The organism is Photobacterium indicum, from assembly GCF_003026215.1.
Lineage (GTDB): Bacteria > Pseudomonadota > Gammaproteobacteria > Enterobacterales > Vibrionaceae > Photobacterium > Photobacterium indicum.
The window spans coordinates 398,638-419,866 of the sequence record NZ_PYOC01000002.1; the positions used below are offsets into that span (position 1 = coordinate 398,638).

At 41.3% G+C, this 21,229-nt stretch carries 15 protein-coding genes; 9 read left to right on the forward strand and 6 right to left on the reverse strand.

Annotated features, from left to right (window positions below; all coding sequences use genetic code 11):
* The first annotated feature begins 526 nt into the window (after nucleotides 1-526).
* Nucleotides 527-1,840 carry a rhodanese-like domain-containing protein gene (locus tag C9J47_RS07795; protein WP_107253008.1) on the forward strand — a complete coding sequence of 438 codons (1,314 nt, stop codon included), beginning with the start codon at nucleotides 527-529 and terminating at the stop codon, nucleotides 1,838-1,840.
* A gap of 115 nt (nucleotides 1,841-1,955) precedes the next feature.
* Here C9J47_RS07795 and C9J47_RS07800 read toward each other — a convergent pair whose 3' ends face one another.
* Nucleotides 1,956-2,864, reverse strand: coding sequence for an aldo/keto reductase (locus C9J47_RS07800; RefSeq protein WP_006231315.1), 909 nt, complete (start codon nucleotides 2,862-2,864; stop codon nucleotides 1,956-1,958).
* A gap of 94 nt (nucleotides 2,865-2,958) precedes the next feature.
* On the opposite strand from C9J47_RS07800, the gene C9J47_RS07805 reads away from it, so the two are divergent.
* Both C9J47_RS07805 and C9J47_RS07810 read left to right on the forward strand, forming a co-directional pair.
* Nucleotides 2,959-3,363, forward strand: a complete 405-nt coding sequence (locus tag C9J47_RS07805) for a helix-turn-helix domain-containing protein (protein ID WP_107253009.1) — start codon at nucleotides 2,959-2,961, stop codon at nucleotides 3,361-3,363.
* A gap of 174 nt (nucleotides 3,364-3,537) precedes the next feature.
* A complete protein-coding gene (locus C9J47_RS07810; protein WP_107253010.1) occupies nucleotides 3,538-3,765 on the forward strand; it encodes a hypothetical protein in 228 nt (75 codons plus the stop codon).
* Nucleotides 3,766-3,801: 36 nt separating this feature from the next.
* On the opposite strand, the gene C9J47_RS07815 is transcribed toward C9J47_RS07810, so the two are convergent.
* Both C9J47_RS07815 and C9J47_RS07820 read right to left on the reverse strand, forming a co-directional pair.
* Nucleotides 3,802-4,710 (reverse strand): M15 family metallopeptidase, encoded by a 909-nt coding sequence (locus C9J47_RS07815; protein WP_107253011.1) that lies wholly within the window; start codon nucleotides 4,708-4,710, stop codon nucleotides 3,802-3,804.
* A gap of 41 nt (nucleotides 4,711-4,751) precedes the next feature.
* The gene (locus C9J47_RS07820) at nucleotides 4,752-5,201 is read right to left on the reverse strand and encodes an RNA-binding S4 domain-containing protein (RefSeq protein WP_107253012.1); all 450 of its coding nucleotides are present in this window, start codon (nucleotides 5,199-5,201) and stop codon (nucleotides 4,752-4,754) included.
* 126 nt (nucleotides 5,202-5,327) lie between these two features.
* Between C9J47_RS07820 and C9J47_RS07825 the strand changes: the two genes are divergently transcribed.
* Both C9J47_RS07825 and fusA read left to right on the forward strand, forming a co-directional pair.
* Nucleotides 5,328-6,185, forward strand: a complete 858-nt coding sequence (locus tag C9J47_RS07825; protein WP_036803511.1) for a PA4780 family RIO1-like protein kinase — start codon at nucleotides 5,328-5,330, stop codon at nucleotides 6,183-6,185.
* A gap of 473 nt (nucleotides 6,186-6,658) precedes the next feature.
* On the forward strand, nucleotides 6,659-8,746 hold the full coding sequence (gene fusA / locus C9J47_RS07830; RefSeq protein ID WP_107253013.1) for an elongation factor G: 2,088 nt from the start codon (nucleotides 6,659-6,661) through the stop codon (nucleotides 8,744-8,746).
* 77 nt (nucleotides 8,747-8,823) lie between these two features.
* Here fusA and C9J47_RS07835 read toward each other — a convergent pair whose 3' ends face one another.
* Together C9J47_RS07835 and torS are read right to left on the reverse strand one after the other, a co-directional pair.
* Nucleotides 8,824-10,296: a C69 family dipeptidase gene (locus tag C9J47_RS07835; RefSeq protein WP_107253014.1), complete on the reverse strand. Its 1,473-nt coding sequence runs from the start codon at nucleotides 10,294-10,296 to the stop codon at nucleotides 8,824-8,826.
* Nucleotides 10,297-10,550: 254 nt separating this feature from the next.
* The gene (torS, locus tag C9J47_RS07840) at nucleotides 10,551-13,505 is read right to left on the reverse strand and encodes a TMAO reductase system sensor histidine kinase/response regulator TorS (RefSeq protein WP_107253015.1); all 2,955 of its coding nucleotides are present in this window, start codon (nucleotides 13,503-13,505) and stop codon (nucleotides 10,551-10,553) included.
* Nucleotides 13,506-13,598: 93 nt separating this feature from the next.
* Between torS and torT the strand changes: the two genes are divergently transcribed.
* From torT to C9J47_RS07855, 3 genes are all read left to right on the forward strand, one after another.
* Complete coding sequence (gene torT, locus C9J47_RS07845) at nucleotides 13,599-14,681, forward strand: TMAO reductase system periplasmic protein TorT (protein ID WP_107253016.1); 1,083 nt, start codon at nucleotides 13,599-13,601, stop codon at nucleotides 14,679-14,681.
* A 142-nt stretch (nucleotides 14,682-14,823) separates the two neighbouring features.
* Nucleotides 14,824-15,282, forward strand: a complete 459-nt coding sequence (locus C9J47_RS07850; protein WP_107253017.1) for a methylglyoxal synthase — start codon at nucleotides 14,824-14,826, stop codon at nucleotides 15,280-15,282.
* 152 nt (nucleotides 15,283-15,434) lie between these two features.
* Complete coding sequence (locus C9J47_RS07855; protein ID WP_107253018.1) at nucleotides 15,435-16,415, forward strand: zinc-binding dehydrogenase; 981 nt, start codon at nucleotides 15,435-15,437, stop codon at nucleotides 16,413-16,415.
* 58 nt (nucleotides 16,416-16,473) lie between these two features.
* On the opposite strand, the gene helD is transcribed toward C9J47_RS07855, so the two are convergent.
* Nucleotides 16,474-18,558, reverse strand: coding sequence for a DNA helicase IV (gene helD / locus C9J47_RS07860; RefSeq protein ID WP_107253019.1), 2,085 nt, complete (start codon nucleotides 18,556-18,558; stop codon nucleotides 16,474-16,476).
* Nucleotides 18,559-18,897: 339 nt separating this feature from the next.
* Here helD and yccS point away from each other — a divergent pair, with 339 nt between their 5' ends.
* Nucleotides 18,898-21,078 (forward strand): YccS family putative transporter, encoded by a 2,181-nt coding sequence (yccS, locus tag C9J47_RS07865; protein ID WP_107253020.1) that lies wholly within the window; start codon nucleotides 18,898-18,900, stop codon nucleotides 21,076-21,078.
* Nucleotides 21,079-21,229: the final 151 nt, after the last annotated feature.

Sequence of the window (21,229 nt, forward strand, 5' to 3'; positions counted from 1 at the left end):
TGCAGATTAGGGCGTGTTGACGTTTCAAGATTCGGCCTGCTGAGAGCAATTTTTTCAGATAACAAGGCAGAAATTGCAGTGACTAATGGTTCTAATCATAAGATTTCTAACGTAGTTAGCTGGAAAAATAGTCTCAGCCCAAAGGGTGAAGCCTGAAAAAGCTTTATACTGCGTTACTCAATGTGCATTTAGGTGACTAAATATTACATTTCGTGCCTTGTCTAAAGACGTTTTCAGACTTCACAGGCTAGAATGTGAAACGTCAACACGCCCTAGTTATTACTAAAAGGAAGCCAAATACCACGCCAGATAACAAGTCGTTAGTTTCAGCTTTTAATTATATTTTATATTGAGCGGATGGATTATAGCTGAGGGAACGCACGGCAAATACTCACAGTTTAAGTGGGATTAGCTGAGATCTATTTACACAAAATATTTATGATTGATTTAGAATGTCATGATCCAGCGCTTCTTATGCTGCATTGAATTTCTTTATAATATTTTTCTTCTTTATTTTTAGGGTTTTATGATGTATTTCATTCCCAAGGCGGTTTTCCCTGCCATTGTCTTTGCCAGTTTTTCGGCACAAGCTACGACGATTAGCTTTAATGATCTTTCAGTTATGCCAGCCTCTGATATTCAAATAATTGATTGTCGTTCAAGTAATCATTACAACGGTTGGCCAGAAGACGGTGCCACTCAAGGTGGCCATATTCCAGGTGCAATCAATATTGACGCCAACTGGATCAACGATCTTTCACCGGAATCGTTACAAACTTTACTCACAGAAAAACAGATCGATACGAGAAAGCCGACGTATTTATATTGCAATGAGACGGGCAGCCAACTACTCAGTTCAGCACTTAACACGCAGGGCTTAAAAAATGTCAGTATCATCGATGAACCCCTTCAGAATTACACCGGGGAACTAGAGGCTTTACCTAAATTCCAATATCTTGTTTCACCTCAATGGGTAAAAGATGTTGTAGAAGGTAAGCAGTCAGCATTTGCACCTAAAAAAGGGTATAAATTGGTCGAGGTTGCTTGGGGCCCCCCAGGTAAATACCTTGCATCACATATCCCAACGGCTCTGTACCTTAATACCAATAGAATTGAATCTGAACCATGGTGGAATCGTGTGAGTGACGAAAAACTGACTGAGATTATTCGTGATCTTGGTATTCGTTATGACACCACCGTGATTCTTTATGGACGCGATAACACAGCAGCAGCACGTGCAGCAAGTATGATGATGTATGCGGGTGTCGATGATGTACGTTTACTCAATGGCGGTTGGACCTCATGGGTTAACGCAGGGTTCACTACTGAACCGTTACTCAATACCAACAAGGATAAAGTCGATTTTGGTAAGACTATTCCAGCTAACCCCGAATTAATCATCGATATTCCTGAAGCAAAAGAAATGCTAACCAAACCAGAAGATGAACAATCTTTAGTGAGCATTCGTACTTGGGATGAATATATCGGTGTGACTAGTGGTTACCGATACATCAAGCCCAAAGGACGTATTGAAGGTTCAAAGTGGGGACATGCAGGTAGTGATGCAAACCATCTTGAAGATTTTCGTAACCCCGATTTAACCATGAAAAGTGCTACAGATATCACTCGTATATGGCAGGAATGGAACATTACACCCGCACAGGATGTTTCTTTCTATTGCGGTACAGGTTGGCGTGCCTCTTCAACGTTTTTCTACGCTTACGTAATGGGCTGGGAAAATATCAGCGTATTTGACGGCGGCTGGTATGAATGGAGTGGCGATAAATCGAATCCGACCAACACCGGTGATATAAAACCACCTCAAATGATGACGCTCTAACTTAGTTGATAGACAGCGCGTTTTAGGTGATGCAAAAACGGTAGCTTATATCTCTAAGCTACCGTTTTTTTCATTGAATAACGTTTAAATTACTTACGCTGAAATATAGTAACGTCTATGGCACACCATGCCCTTTAGACGCCGCCCATACACGGAACCACTGTTCACGTGTTAGCTCAATATTCAATGATTCAACAGCGGCTTGAACACGTTCAATTTTACCTGAACCAACAATCGCTATTGGATTAGATGGCAAGCGTTTTACCCAAGCATAAATCACTTGATCAATACTTACAGCTCCCACTTCTTGACGAATCAGCTCTAATTCATCACGCACACGAATTTGCTGTTCAGATTGACCAGAAAAAATATCGCCACCAGCAAGGCAAGACCACGCCATAGGCTTAGTGCGTTTCATTTGTAAATGATCGAGTGTACCGTCATGAACAACATCAAAATTGAGCGGATTAATCTCTACTTGATTAGTAACCAATGGTGCATCAAGGCGCGATTGCAACAAATCAAATTGTGCCGCTGAGAAATTAGAAACACCAAAATGATTCACTTTTCCTTGCTGTTTCAATTGGGCAAAGGCTTCAGCGACTTCATCAGCATCCATTAGCGCATCAGGACGGTGGATAAGAAGCACATCAATATTTTCAATATTCAAACGAGACAATGAATTATTCACAGAGCCTAAAATGTGCTCTTTACTCGTATCGTAGTGATTAATTTTTCGATCAGGGAAAGAATCGGTGCATAAATTGATATCGCACTTAGTCACGATTTCAATTTGATCACGCATGCTTGGTTCCAATGCAATGGCTTCACCAAAAAGCTGCTCGCAGCTATATCCACCATAAATATCAGCGTGATCAACCGTGGTAATACCCATTTCAACGTGCTGTTTTAGGAATGAAAGACGCTCTTGAGCGCTCATACCCCAATCGCCTAAGCGCCAATAACCTTGAACAAGCTCAGAAAACTGTGGACCTTGTGGTACTAACTCAACCTTGTTAACCATCATCATTCTCCATAAAAAACTGCCCTCATCCTATGCTGGTTTCTCAATGGCAGCAATGCTATAACAATGAAACCTCGAACTAGAGTACGAAATTATGACATTTGCCGACCGCCTAAAAACCTTAATCGGAGAAGAGAGTGTGAGTGGTTTTGCACGCCGCGTAGATATCAGCGAAGCGCTTATCCGTAAGTATTTAAAAGGCAGTGAGCCAAGTTTCACCAAAGCAAACCAAATCGCAATACGGGCAAACTGCTCTTTAGAATGGTTAGCGACAGGCTGTGGTTATTTATATCGCCATGCTGAAGTGGTTGATCAAGATGCTTTAATAGCGGCATACACTGCTGTTACAGAGCAAACTCCTAACGATGAAAAAGTCACTGAATTAGTCAAGGTGGTTTCTGGCTATCAATTTTTGCGAAAACACAAAAAAACAGATGGCTATCTTGACATTGAAGCAATGAATACTTTCTTATCTATCGCTAAATTAGAAAGTAAGTAATAACTTGTTTTAATTAAAACTTACAATCAATGACATAAGCGTAAAAAACACTAAGCAAAATAGTTCTGACAATAAATTGACAATAATTGCACGGTGTTCTATTGATTAATATAGCAGCACCTTGGTAGGATAAAGACATCGTTACTAACGTTATCTTTGAACTAAGGTGGTTATATGTCGAATATTGCTCTCGCCAATGTATACGGTGCTCAACATCAATACTGGCAAGCCCAAAATGCGTTCAATGCGAATAATCTCCCCAAAGTGACCACCTCTTCACAAGCTGTAGAAACACCCAAAACTATTTCAGCTGTTCCTAACTTCACTGGGTATTCAAAAATGGGCGATGCCCCGCCAAAGAACCAAACAAGTACAGGAAGTAGAATTAATATAACGGTATAAAACCAGCGTTAAACGCTAATTAAGCAAGAATAGCCATTATCGCTTAACGCAGATAGCAGATCGTACAGAATCGACCTGTATGGCTTGGATAATTCGTGAAGGTGAACGAACATATGTCTGACTCAATGATGATACCCCTAATTTATCTTTCAGGTATTCGACATAATCATTAAATTTATGCTGTGAATGCGCTTGAGGATAAAAGCGACTACATGATTGATACCAATCAACATAACGCTTAAAGAACATACTCGCTTGCTGGCTATTCATTGAAATCATCAGATTTGCCATATCTCGGCTAACTTGAAAGTGCTGATAATCAATAGGTGTATCCCAAAAACCGCCCCAATATTGAAAACCATTTTTAGCAAATAGCTCGATAACCTCTTCTGCCATCCCCCCTCTTTCTGTTTTACCAAATCGGTATTTCATCCGGTTCGCATACTTTATACCTGCTTGCGGCTTAAATGTAGCGGTATTTGTTGTACTAAATTCAACAAATGGGTTCTGTACGGGATTAATATCAATCGCCAAACCATACGCATGTAAAGATAACGAACGCTGCCCACTGATCGAACGGTAATTAAAAGCAGAAGTATTATTATCTGTCATCGAACGATCGTCATCACCTTGATAATGCTCAATGGTGATCGCTTTATTGATCGGAAATTTAACAGAAAATAGGGAATCAAAAAGATGACCAACATGAGGTGCAACGGCATCTAACACAACAAGATGCCCGTCGTTATGCTGCTTACCATTAAAGTCGACATAGTTAAATGTCACTTGCCTCAAACGTTGGCATTGAACAGGAGCAGCGTGGTCCATCACCCCTGCTTTCGTCATATTTCGACATAACGCATCTGAAATAGGTGACACCGTTGCGGACGATGCTTGCCATGATATGCAAAAAAGGATACTCGCAATGAAACCACCTATTTTCATCTTTATACCTTTAGTCTTTAGTTAAAGCATTAACCGTACTATTAAAAACTCATCAGCTTCCGACCCGTTGACTGATCAGGGTTATTGACTGCTTTAGATTCTGATGATTTATTCTGACCACCCTTATTTGCCTTTTTCGATGCACTCTTTTTAGGCTTGTTGCCTTTATTAGCATTTTTTGGCTGAGGTTTCTTCGCTGCGGGCTTTTCCGTTTTCTTTTTTACTGGTTCATCAGAAGTCTCTTGTACTGGCTGGTCACATAGCACAACATAATATTCTTCGTTAAATTCAACTAAGTCACCGTCATACATTTTACGGCGCTTACGTTGTTCCAATTCACCGTTAACAGCAACATAACCTTCAGAGATGGCCATTTTTGCTTCGCCACCGCCACTTACCGCGTTGGCAATTTTTAATACTTTATAAAGCTCAATTGGTTGAGTTGATACTTCAATACCAATCGCTTCTACTTCAATTTCTTCTTGAGACATTGTATGTCGCTCATTTGATAACTTACGTCTTAAATTGTACCGCACAAACGATACTTAGGGTAAACAAAGCAAAAAGATCTATTTCACTGTATTCCCTCCGACACATAACTCATGTATAACGGCGCTATGAAGATACCAAAACGAATCCAACCTCTGGTTGATGATGGGTTAGTAGACGACGTTCTACACCAATTAATGAGTGGCAAAGAAGCCTCTGTCTACGTTGTACGTTGTGGTGACGACATTCGTTGCGCGAAAGTGTACAAAGAAGCGGATAAACGTAGCTTTAAACAAGCTGCACAATACCGTGAAGGCCGAAAAGTAAAAAATAGCCGACGCGCACGCGCAATGGAAAAAGGCTCCAAGTTCGGTCGAGACCAACAAGAACAAGTATGGCAAAGTGCCGAAGTTGACGCGTTGTACACACTTGCTAATGCGGGTGTTCGCGTGCCTCAGCCTTACGGGTGCTTTGATGGCGTACTGTTAATGGAGCTTGTTACTGATGACGAAGGCTTAGTTGCCCCACGTTTAAATGACGTCTCTATTACTAAAGAGCAGGCACTTATCGACCATGCTTCTGTAATGCGAAGTGTCGTGCGTATGTTATGTGCAGGTATTGTGCATGGTGATTTATCTGAATTTAACGTATTAGTTGATCAATACGGACCGGTAATCATCGATCTTCCTCAAGCCGTTGATGCATCAGCTAACAACAATGCCAAATGGATGCTAGAACGTGATGTTAATAACATGACGGCCTATTACGGACAATACGCACCTGAATTACTTGATACTCAGTTTGCTAAAGAAATCTGGGCTCTTTATGAAGAAGGTAACCTACAGCCTGATGTAGAATTAACTGGCTGCTTTGAAGAAAGCACCGAGCTTGCAGATGTTGATGCTGTATTAGAAGAAATCAATGCCGTTATGCTTGAAGAGCAGATGCGCAAAGAACGCATTCAAGAAGTAGAAGAAAGTAATTAACTTCTGACTGCTTAAATCAACGTCTAACGCTACAAGTTAATAAAACTTGTAGCGTATTCTCAAAAAATATAAAGAAGTTATACCAAATATCGAAATGTTAGGTTTAACTTTGGCACTAAAGTCTTCATAATCACGCACTATTCTCATCCTAGTTTATTTAGTTATTAGGTTAGGAGATCATCGAAAACGATGTTGATGTTGCCAACAATAGTTGTGTGACTTCATGAAAACATATTCTTTTGTGACGTTATCTGTACAGGCTAGTCATTCTTAACGAGTCGATTTCATCGTCAAATGGGCAAACAGCAAAGCAATTACCCTCTATAATTGCTAGCTAGATGCCGACATTTCATCGTTTAATGAAAAAAGCGGTACAAATGGTCACTTAATAACCCTGAACCTATGTTCTGTTTGCGGTAATAAGTGGTATACTCCCGCCGAATTAAGAACATCATTATCTATAGAGAAAGACAATGTCAGATTTATCGAAATACAGAAACATTGGTATTTTCGCGCACGTTGATGCGGGTAAAACCACGACGACTGAACGTATCCTGAAACTTACTGGTCAGATCCACAAAACTGGTGAAGTTCACGATGGCGAATCAACAACTGACTTCATGGAACAGGAAGCTGAGCGCGGGATAACTATCCAGTCTGCAGCAGTAAGCTGTTTCTGGAAAGACCACCGTTTTAACGTTATCGATACTCCTGGACACGTTGACTTTACAGTTGAAGTATACCGTTCACTTAAAGTACTTGATGGCGGTATCGGTGTATTCTGTGGTTCTGGTGGTGTTGAGCCTCAGTCAGAAACTAACTGGCGTTACGCGAACGACTCAGAAGTTGCACGTATCATCTTCGTTAACAAACTGGACCGTATGGGTGCAGATTTCCTAGCTGTTGTTGATCAGATCAAGAAAGTTCTTGGTGCTGTTCCACTAGTTATGACTCTACCAATCGGCCGTGAAGACGACTTCGTTGGTGTTGTAGACGTATTAAGCCGTCGCGCATTCGTTTGGGATGACACTGGTCTTCCTGAAAACTACGAAATCACTGATGTTCCTGCGGACATGGTTGACGATGTAGAAGCTTACCGTGAAGAACTAATCGAAACTGCTCTAGAGCAAGACGATGATCTTCTAGAAGCGTACATGGAAGGCGAAATGCCTACAGATGAACAAGTTAAAATGTGTATCCGTCGTGGTACTCGTGACTGTTCATTCTTCCCTACGTACTGTGGTTCTGCGTTCAAGAACAAAGGTATGCAACTTATTCTTGATGCTGTTATCGATTACCTACCGTCTCCAACGGAAGTTGATCCACAGCCGCTAACTGATCCAGAAACTGGCGAGCCAACTGGCAAAGTAGCTACTGTATCTGTTGACGAGCCACTAAAAGCACTTGCGTTCAAAATTATGGACGACCGTTTCGGTGCTCTTACTTTCATCCGTATTTACTCAGGTAAACTGAATAAAGGCGATACTGTTCTTAACAGTGCTACTGGTAAGACTGAACGTATCGGCCGTATGGTTGAGATGCAAGCAGATGAGCGTAACGAACTAACTTCAGCACAAGCTGGTGATATCATCGCCGTTGTTGGTATGAAGAACGTTCAAACTGGCCACACTCTTTGTGATGTTAAGCACGAGTGTACGCTTGAAGCGATGATCTTCCCTACTCCAGTAATCTCGATTGCTGTAACGCCTAAAGATAAAGGCGGTTCTGAGAAAATGGGTATCGCGATCGGTAAAATGGTTGCAGAAGATCCATCTTTCCTAGTTCACACGGACGAAGAAACTGGCGAAACTATCCTTAAAGGTATGGGTGAACTTCACCTAGATATCAAAGTTGATATCCTTAAGCGTACTTACGGCGTTGACCTTATTGTTGGTGCTCCTCAAGTTGCTTACCGTGAAACAATCACGAAGCCAGTTGAAGATAGCTACACACACAAGAAGCAATCTGGTGGTTCTGGTCAGTTCGGTAAGATCGACTACATCATGAAGCCAGGCGAAGTAGGTTCAGGCTTTACGTTCACATCATCTGTTGTTGGTGGTAACGTTCCTAAAGAATTCTGGCCTGCAATCGAGAAAGGCTTCAAGGGCATGATGGATACTGGTGTTCTAGCTGGTTTCCCTGTTCTTGACGTTGAAATTGAACTTCTTGACGGTGGCTTCCACGCAGTCGATTCATCTGCAGTAGCATTTGAAATCGCAGCGAAAGGCGCATTCCGTCAGTCTATGCCTAAAGCTGGTGCTCAACTTCTTGAGCCTATCATGGCTGTTGACGTGTTCACTCCTGAAGATCACGTTGGTGATGTTATCGGTGACCTTAACCGTCGTCGTGGCATGATCAAAGATCAGATGGCTGGTCTAACTGGTTCTCGTATTAAAGCAGACGTTCCTCTTTCAGAAATGTTTGGTTACATCGGTCACCTACGTACAATGACTTCTGGTCGTGGTCAGTTCTCTATGGAGTTCTCACACTACGCACCATGTCCTGCAAACGTTGCAGCGACAGTAATCGAAGAAGTTAAGGCTCTTAACGAGAAGAAGTAATTCTTCCTTTAAGCGTTAACTGATAAGAGCCCCGATAGTGAAAACTATCGGGGCTTTTTTATTATCCAGTAATGGTATTACAAGCTCATTATTTTCTTAAATTCTTCTTTTGAATACTTTTTCTCGGTACTTTTAGTCAGATCTGTCATCATCTTATAACGTGTTTCGGTCGCCATGCTTAATGTACGTTGAAGTTGACCATAAGAATAATCTGACGCCATATCTAACGCTGCTTGCTTATCCGTTTTATAAAGTGTTTTCAGGGTCTTATCCATGCTACTAACTTGTTTATATAGCTTGGTTTCTTCTTTGTTCCACACCTCATTTAACATCGGTAGGTACTTGTCAGGGTTCGCGGTAGCTAAAGCCGTTAAACTGCGGAATTGCCAATATGCAGAGTCATCAGAATAAATATCGTTTCCTATAGTATAAGGCGTTGGGTAATCTTGTAAGCTGCTGTATAACGGCACTAATACTGATTCAGCCAATACACCGTAACTTTGCCAGATCAAACCTTGCAGCTCTTTAGGCATATCTTTACGTAGCTGGATAATATGAGATTCTAACTGACGTTCTACACGTATTGGGCGTTCACCTTTATCAGCTAAGCTGGTGCCTTCATACGTTGCACTGAGTACATCAGCCACATCTTTTACCGACAGTTTATTATCGGGTTTCATAAACAAAGGGTACTGCTGTAATCGTGTATTTTGTTCATTAGATGCCGATAGCATATGTTGCCCTAGCCATTCGCGGTCAACATTGTAGACATCACCAATAACTCCAAATGCTTTGGCAAAATTGAATGACTTAGCATCAGGCTTATCTAACAGTTCGTTTGACTTAACAAAATCCAATAATCCTTTAGAATGCAGTACATCGTTAGCATTAAGATTAACCCCATGCACTCTCAATCCATTGGCTATCATGGCATAGCTATCATCAGGTACTTTTACTGCAATCCAATGATGGCCAGAACCGATTTCAACTAGCCATGCTTCATTTACATCGGCGATATATAGGCTGTTTCCCTCACCAGCGCCGTATTTTTCAATATATTGACCAAGTAATTCAACTCCCTGCTTAGCGGTTTTAACTTGAGGCAATATCAACGTAGGAATAACAGCTTCAATGATGCCATTTTCAATCAGTGGATCAGCAGCAGCTGCTTTATCATTGACTTCAGCGCTGGTTGTCGCCGAAACTGCGACATTAAATTCATTAATACCACGTTCTTCGTAATATTTTCCGTCACTGTTTACCGTATTAGCATCCCAATCAGGAATAGCCGAGTACGCATAAAACTGCTTAGGCATAGGTACAACAAGCCCATTACCTAGTGCCCAGTCCCCTTCTTTATTTAACTGAGCAGGGCGGTACGCCAAGTGTTTATTCCAATTATTAATGCCAAAATCTTCATTTCTAGCAATCATAATACTGCCATCTGAAGAGGCATTTTTACCAACAATAAGACCTGTACACGCATTAGCACTTAGACTGATTGCAGATAAAATAGCAGCAGAAAGCAAAGTTAAAGTCATCTTCTTCATCGTATCTCTCTATATTTTTTATAATGGAATAATATTCACTAATTTTGCAACATTTCTAATTTGATAAATATAAACCTTATAATTATCAATTTAATAGCTTATATCACCAAGAAAGTGCGTTTTGTATAGAGGATCACGCTGGAAGGAATTCACTAGGATTAAATACAAATAAGGCATGATGTTTATATAACTAAACATCATGCCTCTAATATTATGATTAATTCAAACGTAAGAATGAATGCAGTATCCCCAAGCTAACTTGAGTGTATAAACGTGCTTTCTAATGCGTGTTTTGATGCTTCAAAAGCCTGACAAACCGTTTTAATATCTAATCCATCAAGCGAGCCTGCTTTACCTGCTTTCTCAAAAAGTAAGCACTCTTGATGTAATCGAATTAAGCCCATCGTTCCTGCTGCACCTTTTAAAGTATGTGCATGATTAGAAACCTCAGCCATATCTAAATCTTCAACGGCTTGCTGCAGTTTACCTAAGGTTTCACTTGAAGAAGTTGCAAACAACGTGATCAATTTCTGAACTCGTTCGACACCTAATACTTGTAAATCGTCACCCAGTACAGATTCTTTTAATATAGGAAAAACTGAGTTAGGCTCACTCTTTTCGCCATTGTTATCGTCTTGCTTATCAAGCTCAATAGTAGATACATTGTCAAATGGAATATTCTCTACAACCACCCGCTTGTCTCCTTTTAGAATACTGCCAATTGTTTCTATTAATAGCTTTTCAGTCACAGGTTTAGGTAAAAAACCAGCAAAACCAGCTGTTAAATATTGCTCTACTTCTTCTCTAAATACGTGAGCAGAAAATGCAACCATTGGCGTCGGTTCTTCCCATGATTCACCATTAGCCTCTTCGATACGACGTAAACGATGCAATAAGGTTACCCCATCTGTATCAGGTAAATTGATATCAAGTAACGCCATATCAAATACATTTCGATTAAATTCACGCTCGGCACTTTCACCGTCTTCTGCCGTAATCACACTATGTCCTAACCGTCGTAGAAATCCCTCTGCAACCATGCTATTTACTGGATTATCTTCTACCAATAAGATATGAGCTGGCGGTATTGTTATCGTAGAGCCTTCAATTCCTGTCGACAATTCCCCTCGTTTTAACGGAATAGAGAACCAGAAACAGCTACCAACATTAATCGTCGAATCAACACCAATTTCGCCGTCCATTGCTGCAACAATATGTCGGCTTATCGCTAAGCCTAAACCGGTACCACCAACAGTTTTCCGTCCTTCTTCTGCTTGCTTGAAGGCGTTAAATAGGATGTCTTGTTCCGCCTCATCGATACCAATGCCACTATCAGTGACTTCAAACAGTAACTCATCAGGCATATCTGGGTTCATACTGACTGCAATCGTCACTTGACCGTGGTCGGTGAATTTAATCGCATTACCCACCAAATTAATCAATATCTGACGAATACGCGTCACATCCCCCAGCCAAACATTGTTCATGGTGTCATCAATGTGGTTCACTAATTGAATATGTTTAGCTAGCGCGCGACTTTCCAACATATTGTGTACGTCCAACACTAATTCTGACAGTGAGAAATCAACAGGTCGTATATCCAAATGACCAGCTTCAATTTTTGAATAATCCAAAATGTCGTTAAGAATATCTAATAATGTTTCTCCGCTGCGGTTGATCACACGCAGATAACGCGCTTGCTGGTCGTTAAGCCCTGTGTCTGCTAACAATGAAGCGGTGCCGAGCACACCATTCATTGGCGTGCGAATTTCATGGCTCATAGTCGCGAGGAAAGCTGATTTGGCGCGGTTAGCCTTTTCTGCTTCATTACGTGCTTTATCGTGATTAACCACTTCTTCGTTTAAGCGGCTATTGGTCTTTTCTAATTCAGACGTTCGCTGTGCAACTAATCGTTCTAGACTTTCTTTATGCAGTTGCAGTTCATGGCGGATTTTTCGCTCAACTTGTATTAAACGATACCGTTCAGATGCGGTATCACGGGCGATCATGATGGCACGTCCCATGTGTGCTAATTCATCATCACCTTTAATATCCAATTGAATACCAAGATCGCCGCGGGCTAACGACAATAATGCTTGGCTATAATCATTAAAACGGCAGATAACGCTCGCATACACAAAGCGCCACATAATTAATACCAAGGCAGCTAAACCAATAACAGAAATACTGATAAGAGTCGTTCTTGCAACGGTAAGGGTTTCATCAACTTTTGTAACCGCTTGTTGGGTACCCTCGTTTGCCGCTGTTATAATACCGTCGACAGTGCTATTTAACTGCTGAAATAAAACGAGGTTTTGTTGGTCTAGACGCTCAACATCTTTTTTGGCATACAGTAATTGCTCTAAAACTCCAAATAATACTCCGCCACGATTTAAATTAGACGTTAATTCTGTCAGTTGCGCTGAACGACTAGGGTCTTCTACAGACTTAACACGGTAGCTCATCACATTAACCGCATGAATAAACCGTTCTTTTAAGCGTGTTAAATTACCTATATCACCTAACCGTTTGGAATCATCGAGCATGTTAATGACTTGGAGAGCTAAAAACCTCAGCTCAAAAAGACGCTCAGACAAATCCATATCGACTTCAACTAAGCTATCTAACGCGTTATATACCGCCTGATTATCACCAGACTCAACTAAATCATAAATACGTGAAACGTTTGCAACCGCAATAGTGCTCGCATTCGAGACTTGGGATTGTGACAGCGAATCAACCTGCTGTGTTGCAACGAGCATCTTCGTGGTAAGTTCATCGGATTGAGCTTGCAGGCGAATCTGCCGCCCGACCAATAATCCCATTAAAGCGAGATTATCGATAATGCTCTTAACATCGTCGTCTAATTGAGACATTAAGTCTTCATTAAATGGGTAGCTTTTTAGTGCCGTTAAGCTATCTTTCAACCCTTCAATATAAATGGTTAACGCACGACCTTGTCGTTGACGCTCATGTTCTGTTTTTGACGTTGCTAGAACCTGAGCGGTAAAAATAATTCTGGAGCTCAAATCAGACAGGTGACGAGCTTCTACCAAAGCGGGGACTGCCGAATTAATGACTGTTTTTTCTGTTTTTGCAACCAACGAAAAGCCAGCAACACCAATCACAACAGCTAAAATCATTAGCGCAGCCATGGCTGAGAATGCTAAAAGTAGCTTGCCACCAATACCATTTCGGTTAAATGTCATAGACTAGAACCATATATATGAAAAATGGGGTTTAACCCTACCAAATAAAACATTACTATTTTGCCAGCGATATCAGTACAGATGCTAATAATCATGCTCAAAAAATCTATTATTTCGTTTTTATTACTCTTTTTTACCCTTCATTCTGCGTTTGCGCGTGAAATAAACACGTATAAGCCGCCTTTTAAACATGAAAAGCAACCGCAGAGTATTCCATTTAAACCGCTTCTATCTGTATCGAAGCCATGGAAAGTTTGTGCCGTCTATCCACATCTAAAAGACTCCTATTGGCTTTCAATCAACTATGGCATGGTTAAACAAGCTAAAACCCTGGGCATTACATTAAAAGTATTAGAGGCAGGCGGTTACCCTGAACTTAAAAAACAAAAACGTCAATTACAATACTGTAAGCAATGGGGTGCCGATGCCATTATCTTAGGGACTGTCGATAGAACTGCTTATAACGGAATCTTATCGCAATTTACTGGCGATATACCTGTCTTTTCGATGACCAATGATATCGATATGTCAGACCCAGATATTAAAATGCACATTAAAGCCAAAGTGGGCGTTGATTGGTATTACATGGGAAAACAAGCCGGTGTTTTTCTCGCACAGCGTCACCCTAAAGGTAGCGGAAAAGTGAAAGTGGCATGGTTACCAGGGCCTAAGCAGCGTGGTGGTACAAAGCCTGTCAACTCTGGATTTTTAGATGCCATACAAAACAGTGATATCGAAGTGGTGAGCACACTGTGGGCTGATAACAGTAAAGAACTGCAGCGTAACCTTATACAACAGCTTTTTATTGAACATCCCGATATTAATTATATTGTCGGTGGAGCTGTTGCTGCAGAAGTTGCGATCAGTGAACTTCGCACCAACCACAAAACAGACGATGTGAAAATTATATCGACCTACCTGAGTCATGGTGTCTATCGTGGATTACGCCGAGGAAAGATACTCTTTTCTCCTACAGATAAAATGGCTCAGCAAGCACAAATGTCTATCGATCAAGCTGTACGTTATCTTGAGAATAAGCCGATGGAATTCGATTTAGCACCAAAAATTCAGCCATTAACACCAGAGTACCTTCCCAAAGAGGTCATTACAGACTCTTTATCACCAGCAGAATATAGACCTGTATTTAATGTTGAAAACCATGATGTTGCCCACTAAAAATAAGTCTTTGCGCTAGCTTATACTTTCGGTGCATGTCGTTGTACATCAATAGATAGCTTTGTTATTAATGAGCGCAGATATCATTATAATTATACCCAAGCAACCTCTCGTATTTTGTACGAATAAATTGGAGTTCTACATGCAAGTCACAACACGTACAATGAACAAGAGCAAGCATATTGCCTTAGTTGCACATGACAACTGTAAACAAGACCTTTTACGCTGGGTAAAAGAGTTTGAAGACAAACTTGAAGGACACACTCTGTATGCAACGGGCACTACAGGTCACCTTCTTTCTAAAGAAACAGGTCTTAAAATCAACTGCATGATCAGTGGCCCTATGGGAGGAGATCAACAACTCGGCGCTTTAATTTCAGAAAGTAAAATTGATATGATGATTTTCTTCTGGGATCCGCTAAATGCAGTTCCTCATGATCCTGATGTGAAAGCACTATTGCGTATTTCTGCCGTCTGGAATGTACCTGTTGCAACCAACCGAGCAAGCGCAAAATTTATGATCACATCACCATTATTATCAGAAGAAATTTCTATCGAAATTCCAGATTATGATGCTTACCTTGCTGAACGTATTGGTTAAAACCTCTCATTAATTAGTCACTGACTCATTGAGCCTTTTGTTTATCAAAAGGCTTTTTTTATTTGAACTAAGCAATATAACGCTATTAGATATAAAGTTATAAAACAGAATAGTAATAACAATTATTATAATAAATGCAGAGGCAGTGGTATATGAATGCATGGAGACTCACCAAACCAGAAGGATTAACACACCTAAAATTAGAGAAAGCAGCAAAGCCAAGCCCTAACGCTGATGAGATTTGCATTCAAGTAGCAGCCGTTAGCCTAAACCCAATGGACTACAAACTTGCAAGCTGGGGATATGCAACATGGAATTACCCCCAAGTGATCGGCCTTGATGTATCAGGTACCGTCACTGAAGTGGGTAAAGATGTTGTACAGTTTAAAGCGGGCGACAGAGTGCTTTTTTTCGCCGATCCACGCACTGCTGGTGGTTTTGCTGAATATGCAACGTGTAAAGCAAATGCCGTTAGCCGCATTCCAGACTCGTTAGACTTTCAACAAGCAGCTGCGCTACCCTGCGCAGGATACAGCGCATGGATGGCGGTATACGATAAACTCCAGACTAAACCTGGTCAGCATATTGCTATTACGGGGGCAGGTGGTGGTGTCGGCGGGTTTGCCGTTCAATTAGCCAAGCTTGCAGGCGCTCATGTCTATGCGATTGCCGACCAACAGCACCATGAGCGTTTATTGCAATATGGTGCAGATGCAGTTATTGATCCCCATAAAGATAACGTTGCAATGCGGATTATTGAGCTTACCGAAGATCATCTTCTTCATTCTGTGATTGACTGTGTTTCTGCTAAATCAGGCAGCATGATGAGTGCTTTAATCCGTTATAACGGACATATTGTGATGGTGGCAGATCAATTTAATCAAGTTCCTTTGCTGGCAACAACAAAAGCACTTAGCCTGCATGAAGTAGCGTTACACGGCACATTCGCACACGGTTCACCTGAACATATTTACCACCTTGCCGATATCGGCAATAGCTTGAGTAACCTTGTTGCGGAAGGAAAGCTCGACGCAATGGTGACGGAGGTTTTACCTTTTAAACGGTTACTTGAAGGCTTAGAAAAATTAAAGGCGATGAGCCACAGTGGTAAAATAGTCGTAGTTATGGATTAAACGAAGCCCCAACCAACTAGAGTTGAGGCTTCTCATTCAGTATTAAACACCCTGAGCGTTATTTTACTTTCATGCGCTTGATCTTATTCATTACCGCATATTTATCATCAATCAATTCATTCACAAACGATGATGTTTTTTCAGGATCAGCACAGACCCAAACATGTTTTTTCGCACGTGTTAGCGCAACATAAAACAATCTGCGTTCTTCTGCGTCGGCATACCCTTCACTCTTAGATTGTAAACATGCCGCTAACCCCGTTTCACGCTCTGGAGCGGGGAATACACCACGGTTCACATCTAATATGAAGACAAAGTCAGCTTCACGCCCTTTACTACCATGACACGTCATAAATGTCATATGGAGTTGAGGCCACTGAGTTTGCCAAGCTTTTAGTTTTTCAGGTCGTTGCTTATTGTTCCGGCCTAGCAGTAACACCGTAACAGGCTTTTCATTCTGGGAAGCTAGCTGTACCAGTTCTTGCTCAAGTAAATCCTGACATAATAGCGTAACTGCTTTGCGTTTCTGTTTTTTATGGCTTGTCAGCTCTTTCCTGAGCTGCTGTGGGTTCTGTTGAATAAAGGTATTTGCCACTTCACCGATCATGCTGTTAAAACGATACGTGGTATCCAACTCTGTAATATGGCTTGAGCCAAATCGGTCAGCAAAACCTGTTGTTAAATTCACATCAGCACCCGCAAAACGGTAAATAGCTTGCCAATCATCGCCTACCGCAAACAAGGTTGGACGCGGTTTTGCTTCTTCTTTGCTATGACATAAAGCTTCAATTAATGACAAACGCTGTGGCGAAATATCTTGGTATTCATCAACCATAATAAAACGCCATTCTGGTACAAATTTTCCATCATTAACGTATTCAACGGCTTTTTGGATCATGGTATTAAAATCGATTTGCTTATTCGATTTTAAATGTTGCTCGTAAGCACGAAAACAAGGCCACAATAACCCTAGTTCACTCTTCATTCGCTGCTTAGTTGCAGGATTATTACTTTTATCTATAACCGCTAAAAGATCGCTTTTGCTTAAACCGCTTTGCCCGATCAATTCAATATGACGCCAAACCCAATTCGCTAGCTGTTCATTTTTCGCTTGCTGTTCCATCGAATTATCAGCTTTAAAACCTGGAATACGCCATTGTGTTAAATGTTTCTGCCAGCGTTTAGCTGATGCGGCAGTTTCCCATTGCTCTTTTAAAGTAGAGGCTATCCACTGTGTTTTTGCTTTGTCATCCAATGCTAATGGGGAGACATTCGGGCGTTCATCTTCAACAGATTGAATGATCTGCGTGCCCAGTGCATGAAATGTCGCCACCTTAATTCTATCGTTGACCTTCAACGCTAAACGTTCACGCATTTCTTCTGCCGCTTTACGACCAAAAGCCAACATCAGAATTTCTTCAGGCTGTGCTGCCTGATTGGCAACAAGGTAACCTGCACGTGCCACCAGCACACTTGTTTTGCCGGTACCCGCACCCGCTAAAACTAAATTGTGATCTTGATTGATTAATACAGCTTCACGCTGAGAGAGATTGAGTGGTGATGTTTCAAATTTATCAAACCATGATGACCATTTTTCAGCTTCTGACGTTAACCACTCTCGGTTATTTTCTTCTACCCAATCACCATTACCTTCTAGCCAAGGTTCTATTCTCTCGAATGCCATAGGGCGAAAAGACGCAGCAAGTTCATGGGTTAAACCAGTTGTTTTTAAGGAATCGTCAAGAAATTTACACAAGTTATCGTGTTCTGATTCGCGTAAATAACCTTGCTGTGTCACAAAGCTATCAATACGGTTAAGAACATCTGGCAGGGTTTTATCAAGCCTATCAACTCGACCATGTGCCCAATCACGATACGATTCAAGAAGACGTGCAGCAAAAGGCTTACATTGTTGCCAAGGTAAACCATGAATCGTCCAACAATATTGTTGATCAGCAGAGGTGAGTTCTAATGAACCCCACACAACCCCACGATGCACTTCAATCGCACCATCCCAATCATCAAAAGAAATCGTGCTTGTTTCTGTCTGGCTATCAAGAATTAAACTATGTTCATTCAGCTCAACACTGAAATAGTCACCTTGCACAAACCACTGTGCTAATACACTGGCACTTAAACGCATTTTTTCACCAAAATCTTCCTAATTTTCATTCAGGTTTTTTTATACCTAAGTTACCTCAAGATACTCATTTCAATACTTTGAGGTAGCTTGGCTATAATACCCATAATACTTCAAGATGCCTTGCCCTACAGGGCGATATATTACCAACAACCCGTATTTCACCATAGCACCACAATACAGAGTTGATTATAATTTCGTCTTACAGCTTGATTAGCCATTATTTTTTATGTGGTTTAATCTCAACTTTGTTATCTTATATACCTTGTCATTTTTTTCGTTACTCACATACGATTGTAACGGTTCATTTGCCGCCTTTTATCAGAAGATTGTTAATCATACATGCAAAAAAACCGCTTTAGATTCAATTTACGCCGCTATTGGGCCAACGACCGTATTAACTACAGTATAAGAGTATTAATCGCGCTAGTCGGTGTTGCCTTGCCTTGTTGGCATTTAGGCTTAACCACCGAAATTACACCACTTGTACTGGGTATTATCGCCGCCGCACTCGCAGAAACCGATGATAACCTAACAGGGCGAATTAAAGGATTGGCGATGACACTCACGTGTTTTCTTATCGCGTCTTTTTCTATCGAAATTTTATTTGATACCCCTCTCTTTTTTGCGATTGGCTTATTCGTCTCTACGTTCAGCTTTATAATGCTTGGGGCTATTGGTGCTCGTTACGCTAGTATTGCATTTGCTTCACTCTTACTAGCGGTCTATACCATGCTAGGAGCCGATACGAGCCCTAACTTATGGTATCAGCCGGTAATACTATTAGCTGGCGCGGCATGGTATGGCTCTTTATCCTTACTTTGGCATATCTTTTGGCCTAACCAACCCGTACAACAAAGCTTAGCACGTGTTTTTAGTGAATTTTCACACTATTTAGACAGTAAAAGTAAACTGTTTGAGCCCGTATCTAACCTTGTTCCGCAGCCCTTGCGCATTGAAGCTGCGCAAAAAAATGCCTTGGTGGTTGCCGCACTTAACTCAGCCAAAGCGACGCTACTGCACCGTGCACGTCGCGGGCACCCTAATGCCACCGGCGATCGCTTTTTGAAAATCTATTTTCTCGCACAAGATATTCATGAACGAGCCAGCTCTTCACATTATCGCTACCAAGATTTAGCGGCAACCTTCCAACGCAGTGATGTGCTATTTCGCTTTCAGCGCTTACTAGCCTCACAAGCCAATGAATGCCGTGCGGTGTCACATGCCCTCGCAATGGGTAAACCTTACCACCACAGTGTTGAAAGTATTCGTGCATTAGATGAGTTACAAGAATCGTTAATCCACCTAAAAAGTCAGAATAACCCTGAGTGGCGTTCGTATCTGATTCAATTAGATTATCTGTTCAATAACCTCGCAACTGTTGAGCGCCAACTGTCTAATGTAAGCAACCCAGATACCGCGCCTACCGATCCTGACATTGAACTGGCAGATACTGAAGCTCGTGGTGCTAAAGAAATGTGGAAACGCGTTATTAGCCAGCTTAAACCAGATTCAATGCTATTTCGTCATGCACTGCGCATGGCAATTGCGCTAACCGTTGGCTACGGTTGTATTCAATTTCTAGAGCTTGAACGAGGGTATTGGATTCTACTTACAACACTCTTTGTTTGCCAACCAAACTATAGTGCAACACGCCAAAAACTGGTTCAGAGAGTCATTGGTACTCTGGGTGGGCTGTTAGCTGGTATTCCATTGTTGTACCTGTTTCCTGGTCAAGAAGGTCAACTAGTACTCATGGTATTAGCTGGAGTCTTATTCTTCGCCTTTAGAACCGTGCAGTATGGCTTAGCAACCGCCTTTATCACGCTATTAGTCTTATTCTGTTTCAATCAATTGGGTGAAGGATTTGCGGTTATTTTACCACGACTTGGCGATACCTTACTTGGCTGTTTATTAGCAGTGCTTGCTGTCAGCTTTATTCTGCCTGATTGGCAAGCAAACCGTTTACATACGGTAATGGCATCGGCAATTAAAACCAATTGTAATTACCTTGCTCAGATCATTGGTCAGTACCGTATTGGTAAAAAAGACAGCTTAAACTACCGCATTGCACGTCGAGATGCGCATAATACCGATGCTCAACTCAGTACCGCGATAAGCAATATGCTCGCAGAACCTGGGCGCTATCGTATGTGTACCGACGAGAGTTTCCGCTTTTTAACACTTAATCATGCCATGCTTAGCTATATTTCAGCACTCGGGGCACACCGTACACGACTGGAAGATGAGCATACACACCAGCTAGTCGCGCAATCACACCGTCTGATTCACGCTCACCTTGATAGTTTGGCTGAACAGTTATCAAGTAACCAAGTGGTACCAACACCTGTTATTGATACTGAAATCGAGCAGCGGCTTGCTCAATGGCGAGATGAAGACTGTACATCAGTCCGTATGGTATTGCAGCAGCTTCACTTGATTCATCGCATGTTGCCTGAATTGCATTCATTAGCGAATAAATTAGCAGCAAGAACCAATAAAAAAGCATTAGAAACTACGTAATCCAAGTTACCAGCCTGGATAAGTAAACAAATACTTATTTAGGCTGGTATATACCTATACCTCCCCTATTTTCCGTTTCTCTCCTCAGTCAACCTCAGAAAATTATTTATCGTTATTGCTGAAATATTTACTACAGTAAAAATTGACCTTC